The sequence below is a fragment of the Brucella haematophila genome, assembly GCF_005938105.1.
In the GTDB taxonomy this organism is placed as follows: Bacteria; Pseudomonadota; Alphaproteobacteria; order Rhizobiales; family Rhizobiaceae; genus Brucella; species Brucella haematophila.
Window position 1 is genome coordinate 18191 of sequence record NZ_VCPE01000002.1, and the last position, 22191, is coordinate 40381.

Genomic DNA, 22191 nt, shown 5'->3' on the forward strand with positions numbered 1-22191 from the left:
CCGGAAATGCGTCAACAGATATTACGAGGCGCGCTTCAAAGCAGGCTTATCAAGGGGCAGATCACCGAAGGTAACGATGGTCGGGCCGGAAAGGCGAATACGCTCGCGCAGGCGAATTGGGTAAAGCCCCTCCTCGCGTTCCTCGACATCGATCACATTCACATCGACAACCAGATTGGCTTTCGCTGCAAGCTTGCCCGCCTCTTCAAGCGCCGTCACGGCTTCCGCATGGCGGGCGATCAGCGCGCCGTCGATGGTCTCCTGCCACGAACCGTCTGCACCGAGCCACACAGCCTGCCCGTCGATCAGCCGGTTTGCAGTGAGAACTTTTACGACCATTTCCAAACTCCAAACTTTTGTTAACCGCGCATCCTGCGGGTTTAGGCTGCGACGGAAACCGGCTTGAGGGCCAGCGCTTCGGCTTTGTCGATTGCGGCACCGGCGACGGCATCGCCAATGATCACCATGACCGGGCCGGAAAGTTCCTTGCGGTTTTCCAGATCCGGCAAATCCTTTAGCGTGCCGTGGAACAGGCGCTTGTCCTGTCGGCTCGCATTTTCCACCACCGCCACGGCGGTATCTTCGTGCAGGCCCGCACCAATCAGGCGCGCAGCAACCGATGCCGCGACCGTGGAGCCCATATAGACGGCAATTGTTGCACCCGAGACGGCGAGCTTCGCCCAGCCCGGCAGCACATCGCCCGTCATGTCATGGCCCGTGGTGAACACCAGCGACGAAGCGACACCACGCAGCGTCAGCGGCAATTCCATATCGGCAGCGGCAGCAAAGGCCGAGGTGATGCCGGGCACGATCTCGAAACCGATACCAGCAGCACGCAGCGCCGCCATTTCCTCGCCTGCGCGCCCGAATACCAGCGGATCGCCCGATTTCAGCCGCACAACGCGCTTGCCTTCACGCCCCAGCGAAACCAGAAGACGGTTGATCTCTTCCTGACTTTTGGAATGGCAGCCCTTGCGCTTGCCGACGGCAAGGCGCTCGGCGTCACGACGGCCCATGGCAATGACGCCTTCCGGCACCAGCGCATCATGCACGATCACATCGGCTTCCATCAAAGCGCGATGAGCGCGCAGGGTCAGCAGGTCTTCGGCACCCGGACCGGCGCCGACCAGCCAGACATAACCGGCGGCATTGTCACGCTGCTCGATCAGATCGCTTGCAGCCTTGTAGGCTTCCACGCGGTCGCCATTTTCAATGGCGCTGGCGACACGGCCCGAAAAGAACCCGCGCCAGAAACTGCGGCGCGCCAGACCCTTGGGCAGCGCGCGCTCGACCAGCGGTCGCCAGCTTTCGGCAAAATGCGCAAGCTCGCCAAGGCGCGGCGAAAAGGCGGCATCGATACGCGCACGAACCATCTGCGCCAAAACCGGAGCGCTGCCTTCCGAACCAATCGCAATCGTCAGCGGCGCGCGGTTGACGATGGCAGGCGTCAGGAAATCGCAAAGTGCTGGACGATCAACGACATTGACCGGAACCTTCTCGGCCTTGACCACAGCAGCAACGGCGCGATCCTGCGCTTCATCGCCAGTCGCCACGAAAACCAGCTTTGCGCCCTCGACATGTTCGGGCGCAAAAGGTGCTGCAATATGCTCCGCACCATGGCTCGCGATGAAATCGGCCAGATGGTGATCTGTTTCTTCGGCAATGATGCGAAGACGTGCGGATGTCTGCGCCACGAGGCGCGCCTTGTTCAAAGCTTCCTCGCCGCCGCCAACGACGACAACCACCGCTTCCGACACCCGGAAGAAGGCAGGAAAATCAGCCAGTAAACGCTTTTGCGGTAGAGACACGGCGCGATCCTTGGGAGCATTTCCAACGAAAGCCGATACCGGTTTCAATTACGGAAATGCGTCTGGTAAAAAGATGGCGCCATTATCCATGGAGAGCGGGAGATTTATAAGAAACGGGCTTGCGCGTGAAAATCACGGCGAGCATCACTTTTTCTCAAAACAGCCGATTGCGGGATTTTAATTTCCCATAAGGCCAGAAATATATCCCACAATTTTTATAGGGTTTACATAGGCTTATAGATATCGGTTACCGATAATCGCCGCTCGTGAAGAAGGCCGGAACATGTTTGGGCCAGCGGCGCGGCAGCACGGCAATCAGATCGAAACGCAACGACAGGCGGGCTTGGTCGGGCTGGTGTTGCAGCCAGAGATCGGCTGCGGCTTCGATGCGCTGCATGGCCTGCGGCGTGACGGCGAGATGCGCGGCTTCCAGACTGCTGCGCGCCTTGACCTCGACGATGAGCACCAGATTGCCCCGCCGGGCGATCAGATCGATTTCACCGAGCCGCGTTCGATAGCGCCGCGCAACGATCCGAAAGCCTTTCAAAAGAAGCAGCACGGACGCAAAGCGTTCGGCGCTGTGTCCGCGAAAGAAAGCGCTGCGCTTTTTCTCGCGGAGGTCTGTCATCGCTGATCCGATTTCAGTTGCATGAGGCGCTGATAGAGAACCGATTTCTGCCCGCCAGTCATACGGGCTGCCTCGCCTGCGGCCTTGGATGGCGGCAGTTCGTCGGCAAGCGACAGAAGCAGCTTGTCGATATCTTCCTCGCTTTGCGGAATGGTGTTGCCCGTCGGCGGGCCGACCAGCAGAACCACTTCACCGCGAATGCGATCTTCGCCATCAAACTCCGCTGCAAGTTCACCCAGCGGCGCCGTGCGAATGGTCTCATAGGCTTTGGTCAGTTCGCGGCAGAGCGCGCCCATACGATCCGGCCCGAACACTTCGACCATTTCGGCCAGTGTCGCCGCTGTCCGGTTTGGCGATTCATAAAACACCAGCGTTGCATCGATGCCCTTGAGGCTTTCGAGCTTCGTCTGCTTTTGCCCGTGTTTGGATGGAAGAAAGCCACAGAACATGAAGGCGTCGGTCGGCAGACCAGAAGCGGCAAGTGCGGCCAGAACCGCGGAGGCACCCGGAATGGGGACGACGCGAATACCCGCTTCGCGTGCTTCGCCAACCAGACGAAAGCCCGGATCGGAAACAAGCGGCGTGCCCGCATCGGACACCAGCGCAACGCTTTTGCCCGCAGACAGCGCGGCAATCAGCTTTTCACCGGCTTCGGCGGCATTGTGCTCATGATAGCTGATCGGACGGCGGGAAATGCCGTAACGGTCGAGGAGAACGCGGGTCACACGTGTATCCTCACAGGCCAGCACATCGGCTGCGGCGAGCGTTTCGATGCCGCGCAGCGTCATGTCGCCGAGATTACCGATCGGCGTCGACACGATATAAAGTGCTGGTTCCAGCGGACGGGCGCGCATGGCTGTGCCGCCCACCACATAATCGCGCCGTCCATCGTCAATATTCTGGGCGCCCATATCTTCAGTCATTGCTTATCCCTCATGCCGCGAGATCCGCGACCAGCGCATCCAGCACCAGCGCACCGTCCGGCGTTGCGCGAATGATGCTGCCGCCCATCGGCTCGATCATGCCCTCGGTGATCAGTTTCGCCAGACGCTTCTGGTCAACGTCGTGACCAGACAGCCGCTTGTAGCGATCCAGATCAATGCCTTCGCGCAGACGCAGCCCCATCATCAGGAACTCGTCGCCCTCTTGCCCGCCATCAAGATATTCTTCCTCGATAATGCCGTGGCCGCGCCGATCAACCTTGTCGAGCCAGGTTTCCGGATGCTTTTCGGTAATCGTGACGGTGCGAACGTCGTTTTCCACGAAACGCCCATGCGCGCCGGGGCCGATGCCGACATATTGCCCGTAGCGCCAATAGACGAGATTGTGCTGCGACTCGCGCCCCGGCACCGCATGATTGGAAATCTCATAGGCCGGGAGACCATGTTCTGCCGTCACCCTTTGCGTTTCTTCATAAAGCGCTGCGGCGTGGTCCGGCTCCGGTGTGGTCAGCTTTCCGGCCTTCCAGAGATTGTAGAACTGTGTACCTTCCTCGATGGTCAGCTGGTAAAGCGAGAGATGATCGGCAGCCAGCCCGATGGCTTCCTTCAGCTCTTCGCGCCATGCCTCGATGCTCTGGTTCGGACGCGCATAGATCAGATCGAAGGACAGGCGCGGAAAAATCTCGCGCGCCAGACGAATGGCGGCCTTGGCCTCCTCGACCGAATGCATGCGGCCGAGACGGCGCAAATCGGGATCGTTGAGCGCCTGAATGCCGAGCGACACGCGATTGACGCCTGCCGCGCGATAGCCGCGAAAACGGTCGGCTTCCACACTGGTCGGATTGGCTTCCAGCGTCACTTCGATGTCAGGTGCGACAGACCAATGCGACGCAATATTATCGAGCAGAGCGCCCACCGTTTCGGGCTGCATCAGCGATGGCGTGCCGCCACCCAGAAAAATACTGGTGACCGTGCGCGGGCCCGTGCGCTCGCGCAGCGTTTCCATCTCGCGCCGGAACGCTTCGGAAAACCGCGCCTGATCCACCGGCTTGTGACGGACATGGCTGTTAAAGTCGCAATAAGGGCATTTGGCCAGACAGAACGGCCAATGCACATAAACGCCGAACGCAGTTTCCCCATTCGCACGCGCGATGGGAATCGTGCTCACGCCGTCCACTAACGCCGGTGAAGAGGGAAACAGCTTGTTCATTTCGCGGAAGCCGGCTCCACGTTGAGCGCCTTTTCGGCAAAAAGCTTGAAGGCGCGGGCGCGGTGCGACAGGGCCTCAGCGTCGCCCGGCTTCCATCCATGTTTTTCGTCGGCAGTCATCTCGCCAAAGGTCTTTTCGTGGCCCGCCGGCAAAAACACCGGATCATAGCCGAAGCCGGTCGTGCCGCGTGGCGGCCAGATCAGCATGCCTTCCACTTCGCCGCGGAAATATTCCGCTTCGCCATCCGGCCATGCAAGGCAGATGACGGAGATGAAACGCGCGCCGCGCTTGTCCGCAGTCGTCGCACCCTTTTCCTGCAAAAGATCTTCGACCTTGCGCATCGCCATGTTGAAATCACGCGTGCCGTCTTCGGTTTCGGCCCAGTCGGCCGTGTAGACGCCCGGCTCACCATCCAGCGCATCGACCATCAGGCCGGAATCGTCGGACAATGCGGGCAAGCCGGTGACTTCTGCCGCAGCAAGCGCCTTGATATAGGCGTTTTCCTCAAACGTGGTGCCGGTCTCGTCCGGCTCCGGCAAGCCAAGTGCTGCAACAGAGCTGACATCGAAGCCGAACGGACCGATCAGTCCGTCGAATTCCTTCAGCTTGCCTGCATTGTGCGAGGCGACAATCAGCTTGCCTTTTTCCAGCGTTCTCATTTTCAATTCCATAGTTTGGGTTCGGCAATCTCCAGCGAATTGCCGGATGGATCGCGGAAATAAATCGAATGTGCGCCATTGGGCCAATCGAAATCGGCCTCAATGGCAACGCCATGCTTTTCCAGATGTTTCCGCCAGCCCTCGATCTCCGCGCGGCTTGCGGCAAAACATACATGACCCGGCCCCGTTGTGCCATGCGGCGGCACAGGCAAATTGCCGGGCAAAGGCGGCTTCAAGGTTTCTTCCGCCTTGAAGAGCAGCAAAATGCCCTCACCACAGCGGAAGAAAGCGTTGCGCTCGCTGAGTTGGCCCACCGGTTCCAGCCCCATCGTGTTGCGATAGAATTCTACCGCCTCGGCGACGTCGCGGACATAGAGTGCCGTTTCAAGAATACGTGCAGCGCGCATGGATCAGGTCTCCTCATTCAGATGGAGCAGACCCTGTCCTAGCAGAGCCTGTTCCAAAAGTCGTCCTGTGCGGCTGCAAATACCTTTTTTTGATTCAGGCTCTTAAGCCACGGCCATCTTTTGCAGGGACACAAGACGATCGACACCGCTGCGCGCCAGCTTCATCAGGTTCAGGAACTCTTCTTCCGAGAAAGGCGCGCCTTCGGCGGTGCCCTGAATTTCAACAATGCCGCCCGCGCCGGTCATGACGAAATTGCTGTCGGTCTGGGCGACGGAATCTTCCGCATAGTCCAGATCGAGAACAGGAGCGCCTTCATAGATGCCGCAGGAAATGGCGGCGACATGATCCTTCAGCACCTTCTCGACCCGCACCATCTGGCGCGCTTCCATCCAGCGCAGGCATTCATGCAAGGCCACCCAGCCGCCGGTGATGGCTGCGGTGCGCGTGCCGCCATCGGCCTGAATGACATCGCAGTCTACTGTGATCTGCACTTCGCCCAGCGCCTGCATGTCCACGACAGCGCGCAAGGATCGTCCGATCAGACGCTGGATTTCCTGGGTGCGTCCGCCCTGCTTGCCAGTGGCGGCTTCGCGGCGCATGCGGTCGCCGGTCGAACGCGGCAGCATGCCGTATTCCGCCGTGACCCAGCCCTTGCCGGTGTTGCGCATCCAGCCCGGTACCTTTTCCTCAAGGCTTGCCGTGCACAGAACATGCGTGTCGCCAAATTTGACCAGGCAGGAGCCTTCCGCATGTTTGGAGATGCCGCGCTCGAAAGAGACGGCGCGCATTTCGTCGGCAGCACGCTTGGATGGACGCATATATCAATTTCCTTGATCGAGTTCTTGGGGATTCAAAGTTTTCCGTGCGGCTTTTTAGGCTCACCGGGCGCAAATAGAAAGGAATTTTGCGCTTCGCCAGCCCAAAGACATGTCGAGAAGTGTTGAGAGGAATGCCAGTATGGAGCTAAAGCCTTTGACGCTACGCGCCGCAACCTTATATTTAGGGTAAGCAATCAACAGGTTCGCCGCTCTATCATGATGAAATCGCCTGAACATCAGCTTCTGAATTCGCTCGACCAGCGGTCGCGTGAAATTTTCCGGCTGGTCGTCGAGAGCTATCTCAACGACGGCGACCCGGTCGGTTCGCGCAATCTGTCCCGCCTGCTGCCGCATTCGCTCTCGCCTGCCACCATTCGCAATGTGATGAGCGATCTGGAGCATCTGGGCCTGATCTATGCGCCGCATGTGTCGGCGGGCCGTCTGCCAACGCAGATCGGCCTGCGCTTTTTCGTCGATGCCTTCATGGAAGTCGGCGATCTGCCGCCGGGCGAACGCTCGTCCATCGAAGCGCAGGTGCGCGCCGCCGGCAACAGCAATTCGGTAGAAAGCGTGCTGACCGAGGCAAGTCAGGTCCTGTCTGGCCTGTCGCGCGGCGCGGGTCTCGTGCTTGCCACCAAGACGGAAGGTGCGCTCAAGCATATCGAATTCGTGCGGCTGGAGCCGACCCGTGCGCTTGCCGTGCTGGTGATGCAGAATGGCGATGTGGAAAACCGCGTCATCAATCTGCCAGTCGGCATCAGCGCATCGCAACTGGTCGAAGCCTCGAATTTCCTCAACGCCCATATTCATGGCCATACGCTTTCCGAAGCCAAGGCCGAGCTGAAGGTGCTGATGGAGGAAACCCGTCAGGAGCTGGACCAGCTTTCGCAGGAGCTTGTCGAACAGGGCCTCGCCGTGTGGGGCGGCACCGGCTCTGACCAGCCGTCGCGGCTGATCGTGCGCGGCCGCGCCAATCTTCTGGAGAATATTCACGCGCAGGAAGATATCGAGCGTCTGCGCCATCTCTTCGACGATCTGGAAACCAAGGACGGCATGGTCCAGCTTCTGGATCTGGCCGAAACCGGTTCGGGTGTGCGCATTTTCATCGGCTCGGAAAACAAGCTGTTTTCGCTGTCCGGCTCGTCGCTGGTGGTCGCACCCTATCGCGACAGCGAACAGCGGGTCATCGGGGCGCTCGGCGTCATCGGCCCGACCCGCCTCAATTATGCGCGTATCGTTCCGATGGTGGACTATACGGCCCAGATCGTGTCTAGACTTTTGCGGTGAGGTGTCAATCTTACCGGGTCACCAGAAATTAAGCCTTGATTTTAATGGCCTGAAACTCGATATCCGCCCCAGACGATATTCAAGACGGAAGAAGCATTATGTCTGACGAAAAGAACAAAACCCAGAACCCCGATCTTGAGCAGCGCGACATCAACAATCCACGGGATCGTGAGGCGCTGAACCGGGCTGCCGCCGATTTCCTGAAAGCGCGCAAGGCCGAAGCCAGCGCCGAAGTTGCGGAAGACGAAGCGGACAATGCGGCTGATGAAACCGCAAACCGGATTCTCGCGCTCGAAGCCGATAACATGGAACTCAAGGATCAGGTTCTGCGCGTTGCTGCCGAAATGGAAAACCTGCGCAAGCGCACCCAGCGCGACGTGCAGGATGCCCGCACCTATGCGGTGACCAATTTTGCCCGCGACATGCTGTCGGTTTCCGACAATCTGCGCCGCGCCATCGACACCATTCCACCCGAGATGCTGGAAGCCGACGCCAGCCTGAAGTCTCTGGCCGAAGGCGTGGAAATGACCGAACGCGCCATGTTGCAGGCTCTGGAACGCCACGGCGTCACCAAGCTTGAGCCGGAAGGCCAGAAGTTCGACCCGAACTTCCATCAGGCCATGTTCGAAGTGCCGAACCCGGATCTGCCGAACAACACCGTCGTGCAGGTTGTGCAGGCTGGTTTCGCCATTGGCGACCGCGTCCTGCGACCGGCCATGGTCGGCGTTTCCAAGGGTGGCCCGAAGGCGGCTGCCGAGGCCGGCGGCGCGGAAGGCAACAGCTGATAAGCAGCGTCATCGAAATTACAAAAAGAGCGGCGGTTTATGGGGCGCATTCCGAGCTGATTACATCAGCCCGGAATGCGCCCCGAACTTATCTACTTGACGCATGATCTGATCGATCCTCGCTTCGCTCCGGTCGGATCATGCGTTCGCTCTTTTTACATCTGCTGACCTGCACTCATGCAGCCATATTGCCAAGGCGCGCAGAGCAATAGAAAATCGCGTCACATATCTTGCTGGGGGGAGCCGCGTGACCGTCGTACAGTTTCTGAACTTTGCGGGTGTTTTCGTCTTCGCGGCAACAGGCGCGCTTGCCGCCTCGCGGCGACAGCTCGACATTGTCGGCTTCATCTTTCTTGCCAATATCACCGGCATCGGCGGCGGAACGCTGCGCGATCTCATCCTGAGTACACCGGTTTTCTGGGTTCAGGAGCCGATCTACCTGCTGGCGGGCACACTGGCCGCCTTCGCGGTCTATTTTACCGCCCATATGGTGGAATCACGCTATCGTGTGCTGCTCTGGCTCGATGCTATCGGCATGTCGGCCTATACGGTGATGGGTGCGGCCAAGGGGCTTGCGCTCGGCGTCAGCGCACCGGTCGCCATCGTCACCGGCATTTTCACCGCCACGCTGGGCGGCATACTGCGCGATATGGTGGCCGGAGAGCCATCGGTGATCATGCGGCGGGAAATCTATATCACGGCGGCGCTGGCGGGAGCCTGCCTCTATGTCGGGCTGGCGCGCCTTGGCGTTGATCCGTTCTTTTCGGCAGTGGTCGCGGCGCTGACCAGTTTTACCGTGCGCGGCGGAGCGCTTTATTTCGGCTGGAACCTGCCGGTTTATAAAAGTCGTCCCGGCCGCACAGAAGAAGAACTCCAGCGCGACCGGATCATTCGGTCCGAGTAGTAATTATATCAGGCCAGCCTGACTTGCAGCGGCCTGAAGGCTGAGCAGCGGACGCGGGCCCATCTGCTGGATGATGAGACCGGCGGCAAGCGAGCCGAGCCGTGCGCAATCTTCCAGCGAGCGGTCCTTGGTATAACCATAGAGAAAACCCGCCGCATAAAGATCGCCCGCGCCGGTCGTGTCGACCAGTTCGTCGATCTCGATGGCCGGAACGGTCAGCGTCTGATCCGGCGTCACAATGACTGCGCCCTTTTCCGAGCGCGTGATGATCGACAGCTTGCAATCCATGCGCATCGAGGCAATCGCCGTTTCGAGCGATTTGGTCTGGTAGAGCGACATGGCTTCGTCTTCATTGGCGAAAACGATATCGACCGTGCGCTGGCGCATCAGGTCGAGGAACTCCCCGCGATAACGGTCGACACAGAATGGATCGGAGAGCGTCATGGCCACTTCATGGCCAGCCTCATGCGCGATCTTCGAAGCCATCACGATGGCTTCCTTGGCGCGTGGCGGATCCCACAGATAGCCTTCGAAATAGGTAACCTTGGCATCGGCGACCTTGGAGGTCTCGACATCTTCCGGTCCAAGCTCGACGCAGGCGCCGAGGAAGGTATTCATCGAGCGTTCGCCATCCGGCGTCACGAAAATCATCGAGCGGGCGGTTGGCGAACCCTTTTCCAGCGGACGCGTATCAAAGGCCACGCCCTGCGCGCGGATATCATGCGCGAAGACACGTCCGAGATGGTCAGTCGCCACCTTGCCGAAATAGGCGGAACGTCCACCGAGGCTGGCGACGCCTGCCGCGGTGTTGCCCGCGCTGCCGCCGGACATTTCCGTCGCCGGACCTGCGATGCGGCTATAGAGCAATTCTGCGCGATCGGCATCGATCAGGTTCATTGCACCTTTGACGATACCGTTGGTTTCGAGGAATGAGTCGTCCGTACGCGAGAGAATATCGACAATGGCATTGCCGATGCAAAGAACGTCGAATGTGGCCATGAGCTCGAGAAGCTCCCCTTTTTTCAATTCTCCGGCCTGCCCTTCATTTTGGCAGAGGAGGCTTTGGCGCCAGCTATCTGTCCCGAGCCTGATACGGTGGGATAGATATTCGGGTGCGGGTTTAACCTTTTGCTCTCTCTTTGGCTACCCCGCCACGATCCCGGTATGTGGGTAGTCTGGCTTGCGCGGCCCGATGGCCGTACCTATTTTCATTTCGTCCACAGCCAAAACAGGCTCAAAACGGAAAAAGAATGATCATAGACGCCGCCCTGAAAGCCCTGAATCGTCTGCTGACGCCGGAGTTTCGCTCGGTTTTCTGGAAAACGCTGGGTTTGACGCTTTTGCTGCTGGCCGGTCTCTGGGCCAGTATTCGTCAAATCTTTTTTATCTATGCCTGGCCGTGGATGGAGCAATTGCTGCCCGGCATGCCCGCCTGGGCAGGCTGGCTGGGTATCGTCGCCGCCATTGCGGCGGGGCTTGGGCTGGCGCTTGTTCTGGCGCTGATGATCGCACCTGTTACGGCACTTGTGGCCGGTCTGTTTCTGGATGACGTTGCCGAAGTGGTCGAGCGCACGGATTATCCGAACGACCCGGCGGGCGACGCCCTGCCGCTTGGACGCTCCATCGTGGTTTCGTTGAAATTTCTCGGCGTGGTGATCCTTGGCAATCTTCTGGCTCTCGCCCTGCTCTTTGTGCCGGGCATCAACCTGATCGCCTTTTTCGTCATCAACGCCTATCTGCTCGGGCGCGAGTTTTTCGAATTCGCGGCCATGCGCTATCGCAGCGAAGCGGAAGCCAAGGCGTTGCGCTCCCATTATGGCGTGACTGTTTTTCTGGCGGGCTTGCTGATTGCCGGTTTCATGGCCATTCCGCTGGTCAATCTTCTGACCCCGCTTTTCGCGGCAGCGCTGATGGTGCATCTGCACAAAGCCATTTCGCAGCGCGAGGCCGCCAAGCCTGTCAAAACTTACGCCTGAGGCGGAAGCGGAACCAGCGCGGCTGGCACATCGCAGGTCTTGTCCGGCGATTTGCAGATATCGGCGATGACACAATGCTCGCATTCCGGCTTGCGCGCCTTGCAGGTATAGCGCCCGTGCAGGATCAGCCAGTGATGGGCGTGCAGCATATATTCCGCTGGAATGACCCGCACCAATATCGCCTCGACCGCATCCGGCGTCTTGCCCGGCGCCAGACCGATCCGGTTGCCGATGCGCAATATATGCGTGTCCACTGCCATTGTCGGCTGGCCGAACGACATGTTGAGCACGACATTGGCCGTCTTGCGCCCGACACCTGGCAGCTTGACCAGCGCGTCGCGGTCGCCCGGCACCTCACCGCCATGGTCGCGGATCAGCGCTTCCGAAAGCAGGATGACATTCTTCGCCTTGTTGCGCCAAAGGCCGATGGTGCGAATATAATTGCCGACCTTTTCCTCGCCCAGCGCCAGCATTTTCTGCGGCGTATCGGCGACGGCAAACAGACCGCGCGTCGCTTTGTTGACGCCCGCATCCGTCGCCTGAGCGGATAGCACCACCGCCACCAGCAAGGTGAAGGCGTTCACATGCTCCAGTTCGCCCTTCGGTTCCGGGCGCTGCACGGAGAACCGGCGGAAGATTTCGTGTATCTCGTCAGCCGTATAAAGCGTACCGGCCACGCGGCGCGGGCGACGAACGGCGGGGCTCGCTGCCGGGCTGCTTGCGGCGACGGAAACTGTCACGGGCGATTTGATTTTGGCCTTTTGCATTCTGTCTCTATACTGAGGTCTGTTCCTGGAAGACAACCCGCAGCTTGACGCAGGCGGCTTTCAGATCAAGGGTTCAGACTTCAATGCACCATCCAGACGGCGCGGAACCGGACAGGTTCGAGACCCCTATTTTTGAAGCCTTGCTGACGCCCTATCGCTCGCTGGGGCGCACGGGCTTCACCGTCCTGATGGCGGCACTTATCGGCTGCTGGTTGTTTGTCGGAATTTTGTTCTGGTCCATTGGCGCATGGCCGATCTTCGGCTTTTTCGGTCTTGATGTGCTGTTGATCTATCTGGCTTTTCGCTGGAATTACCGCTCTGCCCGGGCGCGTGAAGAGATTTCCGTTTCGCGCGCAGCCCTGCATATCCGCCAATATGCCCCTTCCGGCAAAATGACGGCGCATCAGTTCAATCCCTTCTGGACGCGCTTTCGCGTGGCGCGAAAGCCGGATATCGGCATTACGGATATGAGCGTTGAAAGCCGCGACAAGCACGTCGCCATCGGCAGTTTCCTCAATCCCGACGATCGCGAAAACTTCGCCACCGCCTTTCGTGCAGCTCTGGCCAAGGCACGGCGGTAAAGCGCGTTTCAGTATGTGCTAAGTTTGACACTATTCGCCCCGCAACAGTGGCGGGTATCGCCCTGCCCCATCGTCGTTTTACGATATGACGAAGGGGGATTCCGGCATTGGCCCTTGAAGTCGGGCTTTTCACAAGCCATATCAGTTAGCGGAGAGATACGCCGAACGGGTTCTCTTCATAACGGTCGCTTCTCATCAAGGACTGATGCAATGACAAGAATGACTCCGTTTTCGAGCCCGCTCTTGCTCGGATTCGACACGATGGAAAAGACACTCGAACGGATTGCAAAATCCGGCGATGGCTACCCACCCTATAATATCGAACGCCTACGCGGTGAAACAGGCTCTGAGCGCTTGCGCATCACGCTTGCCGTGGCAGGTTTCTCCAGCGAAGATCTCGACGTCATGACGGAAGACAACCAGCTTGTCATCCGCGGGCGACAGACCGACGACACTGAACGCGAATATCTGCACCGCGGCATCGCGGCCCGGCAGTTTCAGCGTGTGTTCGTGCTGGCCGATGGCATGCGGGTGCTGGGTTGCGAGTTGAAAAACGGTCTTCTCGCTGTCGATCTCGACCGACCGGAACCGGAACGGCTGATCAAGAAAATCAACATAGCTGTGAAAGACTGAAAAACGTTCAGGTTTCGTTCAGTCATTAAGGCTATGATAACTATCGTGAAGCTCTGGTGCGGCATAGCCGTGAATGGTGTGCCGCTCAAATGGAGGCTAAGACCATGAACAGACAGGTTCTCACCGAAAATGAATTCGCTCATCTGGGCGAAGGTGAAATTGCCTACGTACGCAAGATTCGCTCCGACGATCTTGCACGCAGCTTCCCTGCCCTCCCACCCATTGAGCCTGGCCTTGAACTCTGGGCTCTCTTCGGCGCAAGCGGCGAGCCAATTGTGCTTTCCGATGTTCGCGCCACGGCGCTGCAAGGCGCACACGAACACGAATTACGCACGGTGCTGCTCAACTAAAATGGCGGCCCTGCTGGAGATACCACGATAGCGGCTCACGCTATGCAGAGCCGCTATCGCCACATTCGTATTTACTTCACGGGATTAGGCTGAAATTTTTCCGCGATGCACAGCGCGTATCTCTTTGCAACGCAGCCTTCAAAAGTCGTTGTAACGAGCTCAGGACTATTTTTGCACTCGTTATTTGCCCGTTCTTTACACACCATGCTTTCGTCAGCCAGCGCAACATGGGTGACAGCAGTAACAGCAATCAATGCAATAATTATTTTTCTCAATTCTTCTTCCTCAGTAAATCTATAATAAAAACTAATTGCCGAATCCCGGGCATAGCATCATTTGTTCAAGACAGTTGTGATATTCGGCGTTAAAGCCACCATCATGATTGCCATGCGCCGCCCTACATTCGTTTCCAACGCGATCAACACACTCCTTTCTGGTTTCCTCAGCCCAAGAGAAACCGGAAAATACAATCGCAACAACCAATGCTGAAAGATATTTCTTCAATTTATTTTCCATCAATCTGAGCTTTACAAAATTCTTCTACATGAATGCCATCGCTTGCATAATCCATATATTGTGTGAGCCTAATAATACTATGCAGCACAGCTGAAATAGAAAAAGCCGCCACTCTGTTCGAGTGACGGCTTCACCAAAATCGATTTCAAAGCGCCGGTACAAACAAATCCGGCGCTTTAAGGCTCAGGCGGCGTTGGAGGCCGGCTGGGCTGTCAGAAATGAATAGAGCGCCTGTGCATCATGGGTGCCTCGCAGCTTGGCGACCATATCCGGGTCGCGGAGCATACGCGCAATGCGCGACAAGGCTTTCAGATGATCAGCCCCGGCATTTTCCGGGGCCAACAGCAGGAAAACGAGATCGACAGGCTGATCATCCAGCGCCTCGAAATCAACCGGCGTTTCAAGGCGCGCGAAGATGCCGGCAATCTTGCCGATATTCGCCAGCTTGCCATGCGGGATAGCCACACCGCTGCCCACCCCGGTCGAACCGAGGCGTTCACGCTGGAGAATTGTTTCGAAAACTTCACGCTCAGGGAGACCGGTCAGTTCCGCAGCCTTTTCAGACAAAATCTGCAAAAGCTGCTTTTTGGAGCTGGCTTTCAGCGCGGGGATAATCGCCCCCGGCTGAATCAGATCACTAAGATCCATTCTCTCCGTTCCTTCTTCAATCAGGCCGTTTTCGGCCCGGTTTTAGGAAGCGCACGCAACTACCCACGAATGGGCCCGCCCTTCACCAGCGGTTACGCATAACGTGCGCTTCGGGTTTGCCGTCAGACGCGAGGCGCGGCCTGGCGGGTAACCGTCGATGGGTCAACCCAGCCGATGTTGCCGTCCGCTCGACGGTAGACGATGTTTACTTCATCATTGCCCGCATTCCGGAAAACCAGAACCGGGTTCTCAATCAGATCAAGCTCGACCACCGCCGAAGCCACCGACATGGTGCGCAGGGCGACAGACGTTTCCGCCACGATGGTAGGCGCATAATCGGCCGGAAGCTCCTCCTCTTCCTCCGGCAGCGGTGCCATAACACGATATGCCACGTCGTCATAGATCGCATTTGGCTGGGTAGCCGTACGCGACTTCAGACGGCGCTTATAGCGCCGAAGGCGGGTTTCAATCTTGTCCGCTGCCGCATCAAAAGCCAGCTGCGGATCCTGCGCATCACCAGTGCTTTGTAGCGTCGCACCACTATCGAGGTGCAATGTACAATCCGCACTGAACCGTGAGCCGGACTTCGAGACCGTTACCTGCCCGGAAAAGCCATGATCGAAATATTTGCCGACCGTTTCATTCACCCGATCTACGATCCGGGTTGTGAAAGCTTCACCGACGTCCATATGCTTTCCAGATACACGCAGAGTCATTTGGCACACCTCATTTGCGTTACACCACAGGGCTTAGTCTAATCACAAGGCAAGCGAAGCGCAAAGCGAACCGTCATCAAAGATGGCATTCATCCTACGGGTTTTTCAGACTTGATCCGGCTTGCCGGTCGAAACCCTGAAACACCTTCAAAATCCACGCTTTTCCGATCAAAAACCGGTCAAACGACACCTTGAACATTCCTTGTCTTATGCAACGCCCCAAACGCGTGATCGTTGCCGTTTCTGCTAAACTGCCTTTCCTTTAAGCAATCGGACATCCGCTAACTCTTTCAGAAAAAGCCGATGCATATTTTGTGCCACATCTGCAAAAGCCCGCAAAACCGGACTATTCCAGCTTTTTCGGGCAAGCGCTGCGGCGCGAGCCGGGCTTCTATTGATTGAAACGGCGCTTGTCAATTGGTCCTCCTGCCAGTTGGCCAACTTGAAGCGCTGCCGGTTCTCACGATCATGATCGATTTTTTCTGATCGAACGGTGCTTCAAGTTCAAAATTTCAGAGCATTCTTTTGGGTTTGAACCGGTCAAAAATCGCTCTGGAGGTACAATCATCTATTCGGGACCACCGGGGAACCGGTGGTTTAAACAGTTGTTTTGACACGCATCTTGTCCGAAAACAGTTTTACGTTCCGGGATGCGTTCTAAGAAACAGAAAGCTTGGCTTTCTTCTCACGCCTGCGCTGAACCGATGAAGCAATATTCATCGATTCCCGATATTTTGCGACAGTTCTTCGCGCAATATCCACACCGTCTTTCTTCAACGCATCAACAATTGCATCGTCAGACAGGACATCATCTGGCTTTTCAGCGTCGATCATCTGGCGAATACGATGCCGAACACTTTCGGAAGAATGGGCGTCACCGCCCTCCGACGAGGCGATGGAAGCGGTGAAGAAATAGCGCAATTCGAACACGCCACGTGGCGTTTCCATGAACTTGTTTGCCGTCACACGGCTGATGGTGGATTCGTGCATGCCCACCGCATCGGCCACCATGCGCAGGTTCAGCGGCTTGAGATGGGTGACGCCGTGGCGCAGAAACCCGTCCTGCTGCCGCACGATTTCCTGCGTCACCTTTAAAATCGTTCGTGCGCGCTGATCCAGACTGCGCACCAGCCAGCTCGCCGTCTGCATGCAATCGGCCAGAAATGTCTTTTCCTCGGCCTTCACCGAAGCGCTCACCTCGGCATAATATTCATTGTTGACGATAAGCCTCGGCATGGCCGCCGGATTAAGCTCGATGGCCCAGCCACCGTCACGCGAGGGCGTGACGACCGCATCAGGCACGATGGCGTCCGCCACCGCAACTTCGAACAAGGCGCCCGGCTTCGGATCCAGCGTGCGGATCTCGGACAGCATGTCGAGAATGTCGGCTTGATCGACACCGCAGAGTTTTTTCAGCGTGGCGAAATCGCGCCGTGCCAGCAGGTCGAGATTTTCGACCAGCGCTGCCATGGCCGGATCAAAACGGTCCTTCAGGCGCAGCTGGATCGCAAGGCATTCACGTAGATCGCGAGCAAAAATGCCAGGCGGATCAAAGCTTTGCATCACAGCCAGAACGCGCTCCACCTCCACGGTCTCGACGCCCAGATTTTGCGCCAGCCCGATAATGTCCACGCGCAGATAGCCGCTCTCGTCCAGCGCATCGGCGAGAGCCATGGCGATGAACCGGTCAGAGGTTTGCGAAAAGGTCAGGGCGATCTGCTCGCCCACAAAGTCAGCCAGCGAGACCCGGCTGGCCGTCACCTGATCAAGATCATATCCACCACCGCTGCCACTGCTATAGGCGTCGAGCGTCGACGATTTCCACTGGGCGGCGAGGTCGGGATTGATCTCGTCATAGCGGCCCGGATCGTCGGGAAAAATGTTTTCCAGCGAACTGTCGAAAGTGGTGGAGAGATTTTCAGCGGCGTCCGGCGCATCGGTCTTGAACCAGTCCACCTGCCCCTCGTCAAACGGGCCATCCTCATCCGACTGGCGGTCGTCTGTCGGGTCGCCGCTTGCAGAAGAACGGTCATCGTCACGGGCAGCGTCAACGCCTGCGAAATCATCATTCGCTGCCTCTATTCTGTCCAGCAGCGGATTCTTTTCGATTTCCAGATCGAGAAAATGCTCAAGCTCAAGATGCGTCATCTGAAGCAGTTTTATCGACTGCATCAGCTGGGGTGTCATCACCAGCGATTGTGACTGACGGAAATCTAGCTTGGGCGACAGAGCCATACGACGCGTTATTCCCCCTGCGAACGACTGGTCGACCAAAACCCTGAGCCGCTATTTCACCCGGCCTTGATGACCGGAGTTTCTCCCTGATCAAAACTGGTATGATCCTTGCTTGTCAATTCAGAATGTGCAGTTTTGGGACAAAAGGGGAAAATAGTCGCAAGATTGATGCATTTTTTGGAGCAGCTTTTATGTTAGCCAGCTCAAATAGACCCGGGAGCCGAAGCTTGCGGGTCAAACAGGTTTTTCACTCAGGCAAACTTAAAGCGTGTCGCGTTCAATCATATTCACGTGACACGCTTTAAGCTTTTGTTTTCCGCATGTCTTTATCCCGAAACCGGTTCCCACTTTCGGGAGACATGCTTTAGAGCGTGAACTGATCGCCGAGATAGAGGCGGCGCACATCCGGATTGGCGACAATCTCGGCCGGGCGGCCATGGGTCAGCACCTGACCGGCGTGGATAATATAGGCGCGGTCGATCAGACCGAGCGTTTCACGCACATTGTGGTCGGTGATCAGAACACCGATGCCGCGACTGGTCAGATGGCGGACGAGCTGCTGAATATCCGAAACCGCAATGGGATCAACGCCAGCGAATGGCTCATCGAGCAGCATGAAATTCGGGCGCGAAGCAAGTGCGCGGGCAATTTCCAGACGACGACGCTCACCGCCCGAAAGCGAGATGGCGGGCGCCTTGCGCAGATGCGCAATGTGGAATTCTTCCAGCAGCGCGTCGAGTTCGGAAGCGCGCTTCTTGCGGTCCTTTTCGACCACTTCAAGCACTGCCTTGATATTGTTCTCGACCGAAAGGCCACGGAAGATGGACGCTTCCTGCGGCAGATAGCCAATACCGAGACGCGAGCGGCGATACATCGGCATGGATGTGACGTCGAAACCATCAATCTCGATGGAACCGGCATCGGCTGGAACAAGACCCGTCACCATGTAGAAACAGGTTGTCTTGCCGGCGCCATTGGGCCCAAGGATGCCAACTGCCTCGCCGGCGCGCACGCCGAACGAAACGCCATTGACGACCTGACGACCGCGATAGCTCTTGCAGAGACCGCGCGCGACCAGCGTGCCCTTGAGGCGCGCCGTCTTGCCCGGCTGTGCTGGCATGACGCCATGCGCATCGCCCGAAGAGCCAACACTCTCGGCAACCGCCTGCGGTTCACCGGCTTTCTTGTTCCAGAACAATCCCACGCGTGACGCCTCGGTCAGTTCTGCTTGGGCGCGGCACCGCCCTGCTGTTGATCCTTCGGCGCCATGATGATCGATACGCGACCCTTGCTGTTCGCGCCGCTCTTGCAGCTTTCGACATTGGCGCGGCCGGTGTCGAGATGCGCCGTCAGCTTGCAGCCGGTGACGACATTGTCACCGTCGGTCAGAACGACCTTCGAGCCTTCGAGAATCATGATCTGATTCTTCGCGTCGTAACGGCCGGTATCGCCCGTTGCGACCTGCGTGCCCGACTTCAGGTAAACCTTGCCGGAAATGTCGATGTGATCGATGCTCGACGAATCGAGACCACCAACACCCGCACTTGCCGGTTCTTTCGGGGCTTCGCCCTTATCGTCTTTGGCAGCCTTGTTGTAATAGACGGTCATCAGACCCGCCTTCAGCAGAGCGTCGCCCTGCGCAACGGAAACATTGCCGGTGAAAACCGCAACGCCTTCCTTGTCGCGCATTTCCAGCTTGTCGGCGTCAATCTTGACTGGCGCCTTGCTGTTGGAAAGCTTGAGCCCGTTCACTGCGCCGCCTGCGGCTTCCTGCGCCGAAGCGGCAAAAGGAGCGGCAACGATGCCAAGCGCCAGAACTGCGAATCCTGCCCGCATCGTGCGAGCCATAGTGCCCTTGATCATCTTGCCCGTCTCACGTTCCATAAATCTTCAGTCCCCCGAATGCAGGCGCTTAAGCTTTGAACAACCTGCGTCCAGATGCAACATTAAGCACTTTGCCGCCAAATGGGAACATTAGGCTTCGCAAAATGCGTACAAAAAACAAATCCGCGCCATACCAAGAAATAAGGTTGAACGCTTGGTATGCCCTTATCCAGCGCCCGGTCAGGGCGCCTTGTTTCCCGAAATCACGCTGCCGTCAACGGTCATCTGAACGCGGTTCTCAAAAATCAGAACCTTGCCATTGTCCTTGACCTGCATGCTGTCGGCCAGAATATGCGTATTTCCGTTGCGAATATCGACCGGTTTGTCGGTTGTGATCTGTCCGCTCTTCAGATTGACATCTGCCGAGTGCATCACAGCACGCAAACCTTCATTCGTGGTTACGATAAAGTCCTTATCAAGTTGCAAACGACCATTCGCATTATCGTAAATGCCGGATGCAGCCTCGACTTTGGCCACGCCCCGGTCGCCCACCGGCAATTCAGCCTGAATACCTTCAAGCGTGATGACACCGCTATTATTGGCTTCCTGGGTCGCCCTGGAAGCGGTCATCGAATAAGGCTTGTTGTCCTTATTATAGCCGTTCAAATGCGGGCTCGACATGACGAGCTTGCCATTTTCGCCGCCCGTATTCATCTCGACCTTGATCGGCGTGGCTGGCGTTGCGAGAAACGTATACCAGGAAAAAACGGCAGCAAGCGCGATGGCGGCAACCGGCAGGGCGGTTTTCAGCACCCGCACGCGAACCGAATGGCGCTGCGCAGCATGAAAAAGTGACTCGGCTTTCTGGGACGCACCAAAACGCACGCCGCCCTTGCCGCGCCCGGAAGGGGCTGCGGTCTGCGCAACAGGGCTGTTTGTGGTGTCGGTAGTCATGACGTCCTTCAGATAATCCACTGTAGTCAATTCAAGAATTTCCAGTCAAAGATCAGAATGCGCTCGATGTAGAGGTTCACTACCTGCAATCAATAGGCGCTCTTTCACTTCAATATGGTTTATTTGGGATAATTTACCCGGATGCTCAATAGCGTGATGGCGACGCAAAATATCGCACCTGTCCAAAAATCATAGACAAGCCTTGCTATCCTATTGATAATAAACCACAATCAGCAGCACCACTAATTAGGTAGAATGCTAATCAACTCTTTGATACCACAAAAAGGCCCTGAATTACAGCGCGTCACGCGCATGCGTAACTTGCAATTGAACGCCCTTGTTTCTGATCAAAGACAGAATCTCTCGTCTGGATATCATGACAATGCAGTTGTGCAGCACTATCTCTTTGAAAAGCGTAATTGAAGCGTCTTGCCGCCTGACCTAATTGGGGGCACAAAGATCGGCATGGATTTTCATGACCGCCCATAAAGGCCGGTCGCATTTATTAAAGACGAATGGATGGACAGAATGGCCCAGGACGCCGAAGCAATGATCGAAAGACGAAAGCTGCGCCGCAAGCTAACCGTCTGGCGCGTGGCATTTCTGCTTCTGCTCGCCCTTCTCGTCGTCGGTTTCGCCTCATGGTCGATGCGCGGCACGAATTTCACCCAGCCGCATATCGCCAAGGTGCGCATCGAAGGCACGATCTTCGAGAATGAGGAGCTTCTGAAACGCCTCGACAGGATCGCCAAGAACGATGCGGTCAAGGGCGTGATTCTGGTTCTCGATTCGCCCGGCGGCACCACCGTCGGCGGTGAGGCCATTTATGAAGCCGTCCGCAAAATCGCCGAAAAGAAGCCGGTCGTCACCCAGGTTGGCACGCTGGCAGCGTCTGCCGGCTATATGATCGCCAGCGCTTCCGACCATATCGTGGCGCGGCAGACATCCATCGTCGGCTCCATCGGCGTGCTGTTCCAGTATCCCGACCTTTCCAAGCTTCTCGATACAATCGGCGTGAAGGTCGAAACCATCAAGTCCGCGCCGCTGAAAGCGGAACCCAATTATTTCAGTCCGGCCAGCGAAGAAGCGAAGGGCATGATCCGCAACATGATCATGGATTCCTATGCATGGTTCGTGGACATTGTGGAAAAGCGCCGCTCCTTCACGCATGAACAGGCGCTGGCATTGGCCAATGGTGCGGTTTTCACAGGCCGTCAGGCGCTGGAAAAGAAACTCATCGACGGGCTTGGCGGCGAAGATGAAGCTGTCGCCTGGCTCGGCACCAAGGGGGTTTCCACCACATTGCCACGTCTTGAATGGAAGCCGGTCAACAGTGAAACAGGGTTTTCGCTGCGCGATCTCCTCATTCATGCTGGTGCGCGGCTCATCGGTGTGCCTCAGGAAGCCGATAGTATGCTCAAGGAGATAGCAAAGGATCGCATCTTTCTTGACGGACTTCTCTCGGTTTGGCACGTTGATGGAAAGCCAGACGTAAATTGACGTAAATTCAGCGACCTAACAATGTCTGGCGTCAGGCCTGACA

General features: G+C 57.3%; 26 protein-coding genes. 8 read left to right on the plus strand and 18 right to left on the minus strand.

Annotated features, from left to right (window positions below; genetic code table 11):
• Nucleotides 1-21: 21 nt before the first annotated feature.
• The 8 genes from FGI60_RS02900 to rph form a co-directional block, all read right to left on the minus strand.
• Entirely contained in the window at nt 22-339 is a 318-nt protein-coding gene (locus tag FGI60_RS02900) for a DUF2849 domain-containing protein (protein WP_138783885.1), read from the minus strand.
• A 41-nt stretch (nt 340-380) separates the two neighbouring features.
• On the minus strand, nt 381-1808 hold the full coding sequence (gene cysG / locus FGI60_RS02905; protein ID WP_138783886.1) for a siroheme synthase CysG: 1428 nt from the start codon (nt 1806-1808) through the stop codon (nt 381-383).
• A gap of 247 nt (nt 1809-2055) precedes the next feature.
• Nucleotides 2056-2436, minus strand: coding sequence for a YraN family protein (locus FGI60_RS02910; protein WP_138783887.1), 381 nt, complete (start codon nt 2434-2436; stop codon nt 2056-2058).
• A complete protein-coding gene (rsmI, locus tag FGI60_RS02915) occupies nt 2433-3359 on the minus strand; it encodes a 16S rRNA (cytidine(1402)-2'-O)-methyltransferase (protein WP_138783888.1) in 927 nt (308 codons plus the stop codon). Before rsmI ends, FGI60_RS02910 begins: the two co-directional genes overlap by 4 nt.
• A 10-nt stretch (nt 3360-3369) precedes the next feature.
• On the minus strand, nt 3370-4587 hold the full coding sequence (hemW, locus tag FGI60_RS02920; protein WP_078339623.1) for a radical SAM family heme chaperone HemW: 1218 nt from the start codon (nt 4585-4587) through the stop codon (nt 3370-3372).
• Nucleotides 4584-5246 (minus strand): RdgB/HAM1 family non-canonical purine NTP pyrophosphatase, encoded by a 663-nt coding sequence (gene rdgB / locus FGI60_RS02925; protein WP_138783889.1) that lies wholly within the window; start codon nt 5244-5246, stop codon nt 4584-4586. The genes hemW and rdgB overlap by 4 nt, the downstream gene beginning before the upstream one ends.
• Nucleotides 5247-5248: 2 nt before the next feature.
• Entirely contained in the window at nt 5249-5653 is a 405-nt protein-coding gene (locus tag FGI60_RS02930; RefSeq protein WP_138783890.1) for a VOC family protein, read from the minus strand.
• A 102-nt stretch (nt 5654-5755) separates the two neighbouring features.
• Entirely contained in the window at nt 5756-6472 is a 717-nt protein-coding gene (gene rph, locus FGI60_RS02935) for a ribonuclease PH (RefSeq protein ID WP_078339626.1), read from the minus strand.
• Between the two features lie 216 nt (nt 6473-6688).
• Here rph and hrcA point away from each other — a divergent pair, with 216 nt between their 5' ends.
• The 3 genes from hrcA to FGI60_RS02950 all read left to right on the plus strand — a co-directional run bounded on the left by hrcA (nt 6689) and on the right by FGI60_RS02950 (nt 9448).
• Nucleotides 6689-7759, plus strand: a complete 1071-nt coding sequence (hrcA, locus tag FGI60_RS02940) for a heat-inducible transcriptional repressor HrcA (RefSeq protein WP_078339627.1) — start codon at nt 6689-6691, stop codon at nt 7757-7759.
• Between the two features lie 98 nt (nt 7760-7857).
• Nucleotides 7858-8544 (plus strand): nucleotide exchange factor GrpE, encoded by a 687-nt coding sequence (gene grpE / locus FGI60_RS02945; protein ID WP_138783891.1) that lies wholly within the window; start codon nt 7858-7860, stop codon nt 8542-8544.
• Between the two features lie 247 nt (nt 8545-8791).
• A complete protein-coding gene (locus FGI60_RS02950) occupies nt 8792-9448 on the plus strand; it encodes a trimeric intracellular cation channel family protein (RefSeq protein ID WP_078339629.1) in 657 nt (218 codons plus the stop codon).
• A 3-nt stretch (nt 9449-9451) separates the two neighbouring features.
• Here FGI60_RS02950 and FGI60_RS02955 read toward each other — a convergent pair whose 3' ends face one another.
• Nucleotides 9452-10447, minus strand: a complete 996-nt coding sequence (locus tag FGI60_RS02955; RefSeq protein ID WP_138783892.1) for an adenosine kinase — start codon at nt 10445-10447, stop codon at nt 9452-9454.
• 251 nt (nt 10448-10698) lie between these two features.
• On the opposite strand from FGI60_RS02955, the gene FGI60_RS02960 reads away from it, so the two are divergent.
• Nucleotides 10699-11424, plus strand: a complete 726-nt coding sequence (locus FGI60_RS02960) for a sulfate transporter family protein (RefSeq protein ID WP_138783893.1) — start codon at nt 10699-10701, stop codon at nt 11422-11424.
• On the opposite strand, the gene nth is transcribed toward FGI60_RS02960, so the two are convergent.
• Nucleotides 11415-12191: an endonuclease III gene (gene nth, locus FGI60_RS02965; RefSeq protein ID WP_138783894.1), complete on the minus strand. Its 777-nt coding sequence runs from the start codon at nt 12189-12191 to the stop codon at nt 11415-11417. The genes FGI60_RS02960 and nth overlap by 10 nt on opposite strands.
• A gap of 83 nt (nt 12192-12274) precedes the next feature.
• Between nth and FGI60_RS02970 the strand changes: the two genes are divergently transcribed.
• The 3 genes from FGI60_RS02970 to FGI60_RS02980 all read left to right on the plus strand — a co-directional run bounded on the left by FGI60_RS02970 (nt 12275) and on the right by FGI60_RS02980 (nt 13755).
• Nucleotides 12275-12772, plus strand: coding sequence for a DUF2244 domain-containing protein (locus FGI60_RS02970; RefSeq protein WP_138783895.1), 498 nt, complete (start codon nt 12275-12277; stop codon nt 12770-12772).
• A 210-nt stretch (nt 12773-12982) separates the two neighbouring features.
• On the plus strand, nt 12983-13405 hold the full coding sequence (locus FGI60_RS02975) for an Hsp20 family protein (protein WP_078339634.1): 423 nt from the start codon (nt 12983-12985) through the stop codon (nt 13403-13405).
• Between the two features lie 104 nt (nt 13406-13509).
• Nucleotides 13510-13755 carry a BQ00720 family protein gene (locus FGI60_RS02980; protein ID WP_078339635.1) on the plus strand — a complete coding sequence of 82 codons (246 nt, stop codon included), beginning with the start codon at nt 13510-13512 and terminating at the stop codon, nt 13753-13755.
• A gap of 71 nt (nt 13756-13826) precedes the next feature.
• On the opposite strand, the gene FGI60_RS02985 is transcribed toward FGI60_RS02980, so the two are convergent.
• The 8 genes from FGI60_RS02985 to lptC form a co-directional block, all read right to left on the minus strand.
• Nucleotides 13827-14030, minus strand: a complete 204-nt coding sequence (locus tag FGI60_RS02985; RefSeq protein ID WP_138783896.1) for a hypothetical protein — start codon at nt 14028-14030, stop codon at nt 13827-13829.
• A 31-nt stretch (nt 14031-14061) separates the two neighbouring features.
• Complete coding sequence (locus FGI60_RS02990) at nt 14062-14259, minus strand: hypothetical protein (protein WP_138783897.1); 198 nt, start codon at nt 14257-14259, stop codon at nt 14062-14064.
• A 195-nt stretch (nt 14260-14454) separates the two neighbouring features.
• Nucleotides 14455-14919: a PTS IIA-like nitrogen regulatory protein PtsN gene (ptsN, locus tag FGI60_RS02995; protein WP_078339638.1), complete on the minus strand. Its 465-nt coding sequence runs from the start codon at nt 14917-14919 to the stop codon at nt 14455-14457.
• A gap of 122 nt (nt 14920-15041) precedes the next feature.
• The gene (hpf, locus tag FGI60_RS03000) at nt 15042-15635 is read right to left on the minus strand and encodes a ribosome hibernation-promoting factor, HPF/YfiA family (RefSeq protein WP_078339639.1); all 594 of its coding nucleotides are present in this window, start codon (nt 15633-15635) and stop codon (nt 15042-15044) included.
• A gap of 657 nt (nt 15636-16292) precedes the next feature.
• Nucleotides 16293-17870 carry an RNA polymerase factor sigma-54 gene (gene rpoN, locus FGI60_RS03005; RefSeq protein ID WP_138783898.1) on the minus strand — a complete coding sequence of 526 codons (1578 nt, stop codon included), beginning with the start codon at nt 17868-17870 and terminating at the stop codon, nt 16293-16295.
• A 364-nt stretch (nt 17871-18234) separates the two neighbouring features.
• Nucleotides 18235-18990 carry an LPS export ABC transporter ATP-binding protein gene (gene lptB, locus FGI60_RS03010; RefSeq protein ID WP_235889736.1) on the minus strand — a complete coding sequence of 252 codons (756 nt, stop codon included), beginning with the start codon at nt 18988-18990 and terminating at the stop codon, nt 18235-18237.
• Between the two features lie 98 nt (nt 18991-19088).
• Entirely contained in the window at nt 19089-19754 is a 666-nt protein-coding gene (locus tag FGI60_RS03015) for an LptA/OstA family protein (protein WP_078339642.1), read from the minus strand.
• Nucleotides 19755-19934: 180 nt separating this feature from the next.
• A complete protein-coding gene (gene lptC / locus FGI60_RS03020; protein ID WP_078339702.1) occupies nt 19935-20648 on the minus strand; it encodes an LPS export ABC transporter periplasmic protein LptC in 714 nt (237 codons plus the stop codon).
• A gap of 528 nt (nt 20649-21176) precedes the next feature.
• Between lptC and sppA the strand changes: the two genes are divergently transcribed.
• The gene (gene sppA, locus FGI60_RS03025; protein WP_138783900.1) at nt 21177-22148 is read left to right on the plus strand and encodes a signal peptide peptidase SppA; all 972 of its coding nucleotides are present in this window, start codon (nt 21177-21179) and stop codon (nt 22146-22148) included.
• Nucleotides 22149-22191: the final 43 nt, after the last annotated feature.

Coding starts and splice junctions, on each gene's coding strand:
- FGI60_RS02900 (WP_138783885.1), bottom strand. CDS start 339: ATGGTCGTAAAAGTTCTCACTGCAAACCGGCTGATCGACGGGCAGGCT.
- FGI60_RS02910 (WP_138783887.1), bottom strand. CDS start 2,436: ATGACAGACCTCCGCGAGAAAAAGCGCAGCGCTTTCTTTCGCGGACAC.
- rsmI (WP_138783888.1), bottom strand. CDS start 3,359: ATGACTGAAGATATGGGCGCCCAGAATATTGACGATGGACGGCGCGAT.
- hemW (WP_078339623.1), bottom strand. CDS start 4,587: ATGAACAAGCTGTTTCCCTCTTCACCGGCGTTAGTGGACGGCGTGAGC.
- rdgB (WP_138783889.1), bottom strand. CDS start 5,246: ATGAGAACGCTGGAAAAAGGCAAGCTGATTGTCGCCTCGCACAATGCA.
- FGI60_RS02930 (WP_138783890.1), bottom strand. CDS start 5,653: ATGCGCGCTGCACGTATTCTTGAAACGGCACTCTATGTCCGCGACGTC.
- rph (WP_078339626.1), bottom strand. CDS start 6,472: ATGCGTCCATCCAAGCGTGCTGCCGACGAAATGCGCGCCGTCTCTTTC.
- hrcA (WP_078339627.1), top strand. CDS start 6,689: ATGATGAAATCGCCTGAACATCAGCTTCTGAATTCGCTCGACCAGCGG.
- grpE (WP_138783891.1), top strand. CDS start 7,858: ATGTCTGACGAAAAGAACAAAACCCAGAACCCCGATCTTGAGCAGCGC.
- FGI60_RS02955 (WP_138783892.1), bottom strand. CDS start 10,447: ATGGCCACATTCGACGTTCTTTGCATCGGCAATGCCATTGTCGATATT.
- FGI60_RS02960 (WP_138783893.1), top strand. CDS start 10,699: ATGATCATAGACGCCGCCCTGAAAGCCCTGAATCGTCTGCTGACGCCG.
- nth (WP_138783894.1), bottom strand. CDS start 12,191: ATGCAAAAGGCCAAAATCAAATCGCCCGTGACAGTTTCCGTCGCCGCA.
- FGI60_RS02970 (WP_138783895.1), top strand. CDS start 12,275: ATGCACCATCCAGACGGCGCGGAACCGGACAGGTTCGAGACCCCTATT.
- FGI60_RS02975 (WP_078339634.1), top strand. CDS start 12,983: ATGACAAGAATGACTCCGTTTTCGAGCCCGCTCTTGCTCGGATTCGAC.
- FGI60_RS02980 (WP_078339635.1), top strand. CDS start 13,510: ATGAACAGACAGGTTCTCACCGAAAATGAATTCGCTCATCTGGGCGAA.
- ptsN (WP_078339638.1), bottom strand. CDS start 14,919: ATGGATCTTAGTGATCTGATTCAGCCGGGGGCGATTATCCCCGCGCTG.
- hpf (WP_078339639.1), bottom strand. CDS start 15,635: ATGACTCTGCGTGTATCTGGAAAGCATATGGACGTCGGTGAAGCTTTC.
- rpoN (WP_138783898.1), bottom strand. CDS start 17,870: ATGGCTCTGTCGCCCAAGCTAGATTTCCGTCAGTCACAATCGCTGGTG.
- lptB (WP_235889736.1), bottom strand. CDS start 18,990: ATGCCAGCACAGCCGGGCAAGACGGCGCGCCTCAAGGGCACGCTGGTC.
- FGI60_RS03015 (WP_078339642.1), bottom strand. CDS start 19,754: ATGGAACGTGAGACGGGCAAGATGATCAAGGGCACTATGGCTCGCACG.
- lptC (WP_078339702.1), bottom strand. CDS start 20,648: ATGACTACCGACACCACAAACAGCCCTGTTGCGCAGACCGCAGCCCCT.
- sppA (WP_138783900.1), top strand. CDS start 21,177: ATGGCCCAGGACGCCGAAGCAATGATCGAAAGACGAAAGCTGCGCCGC.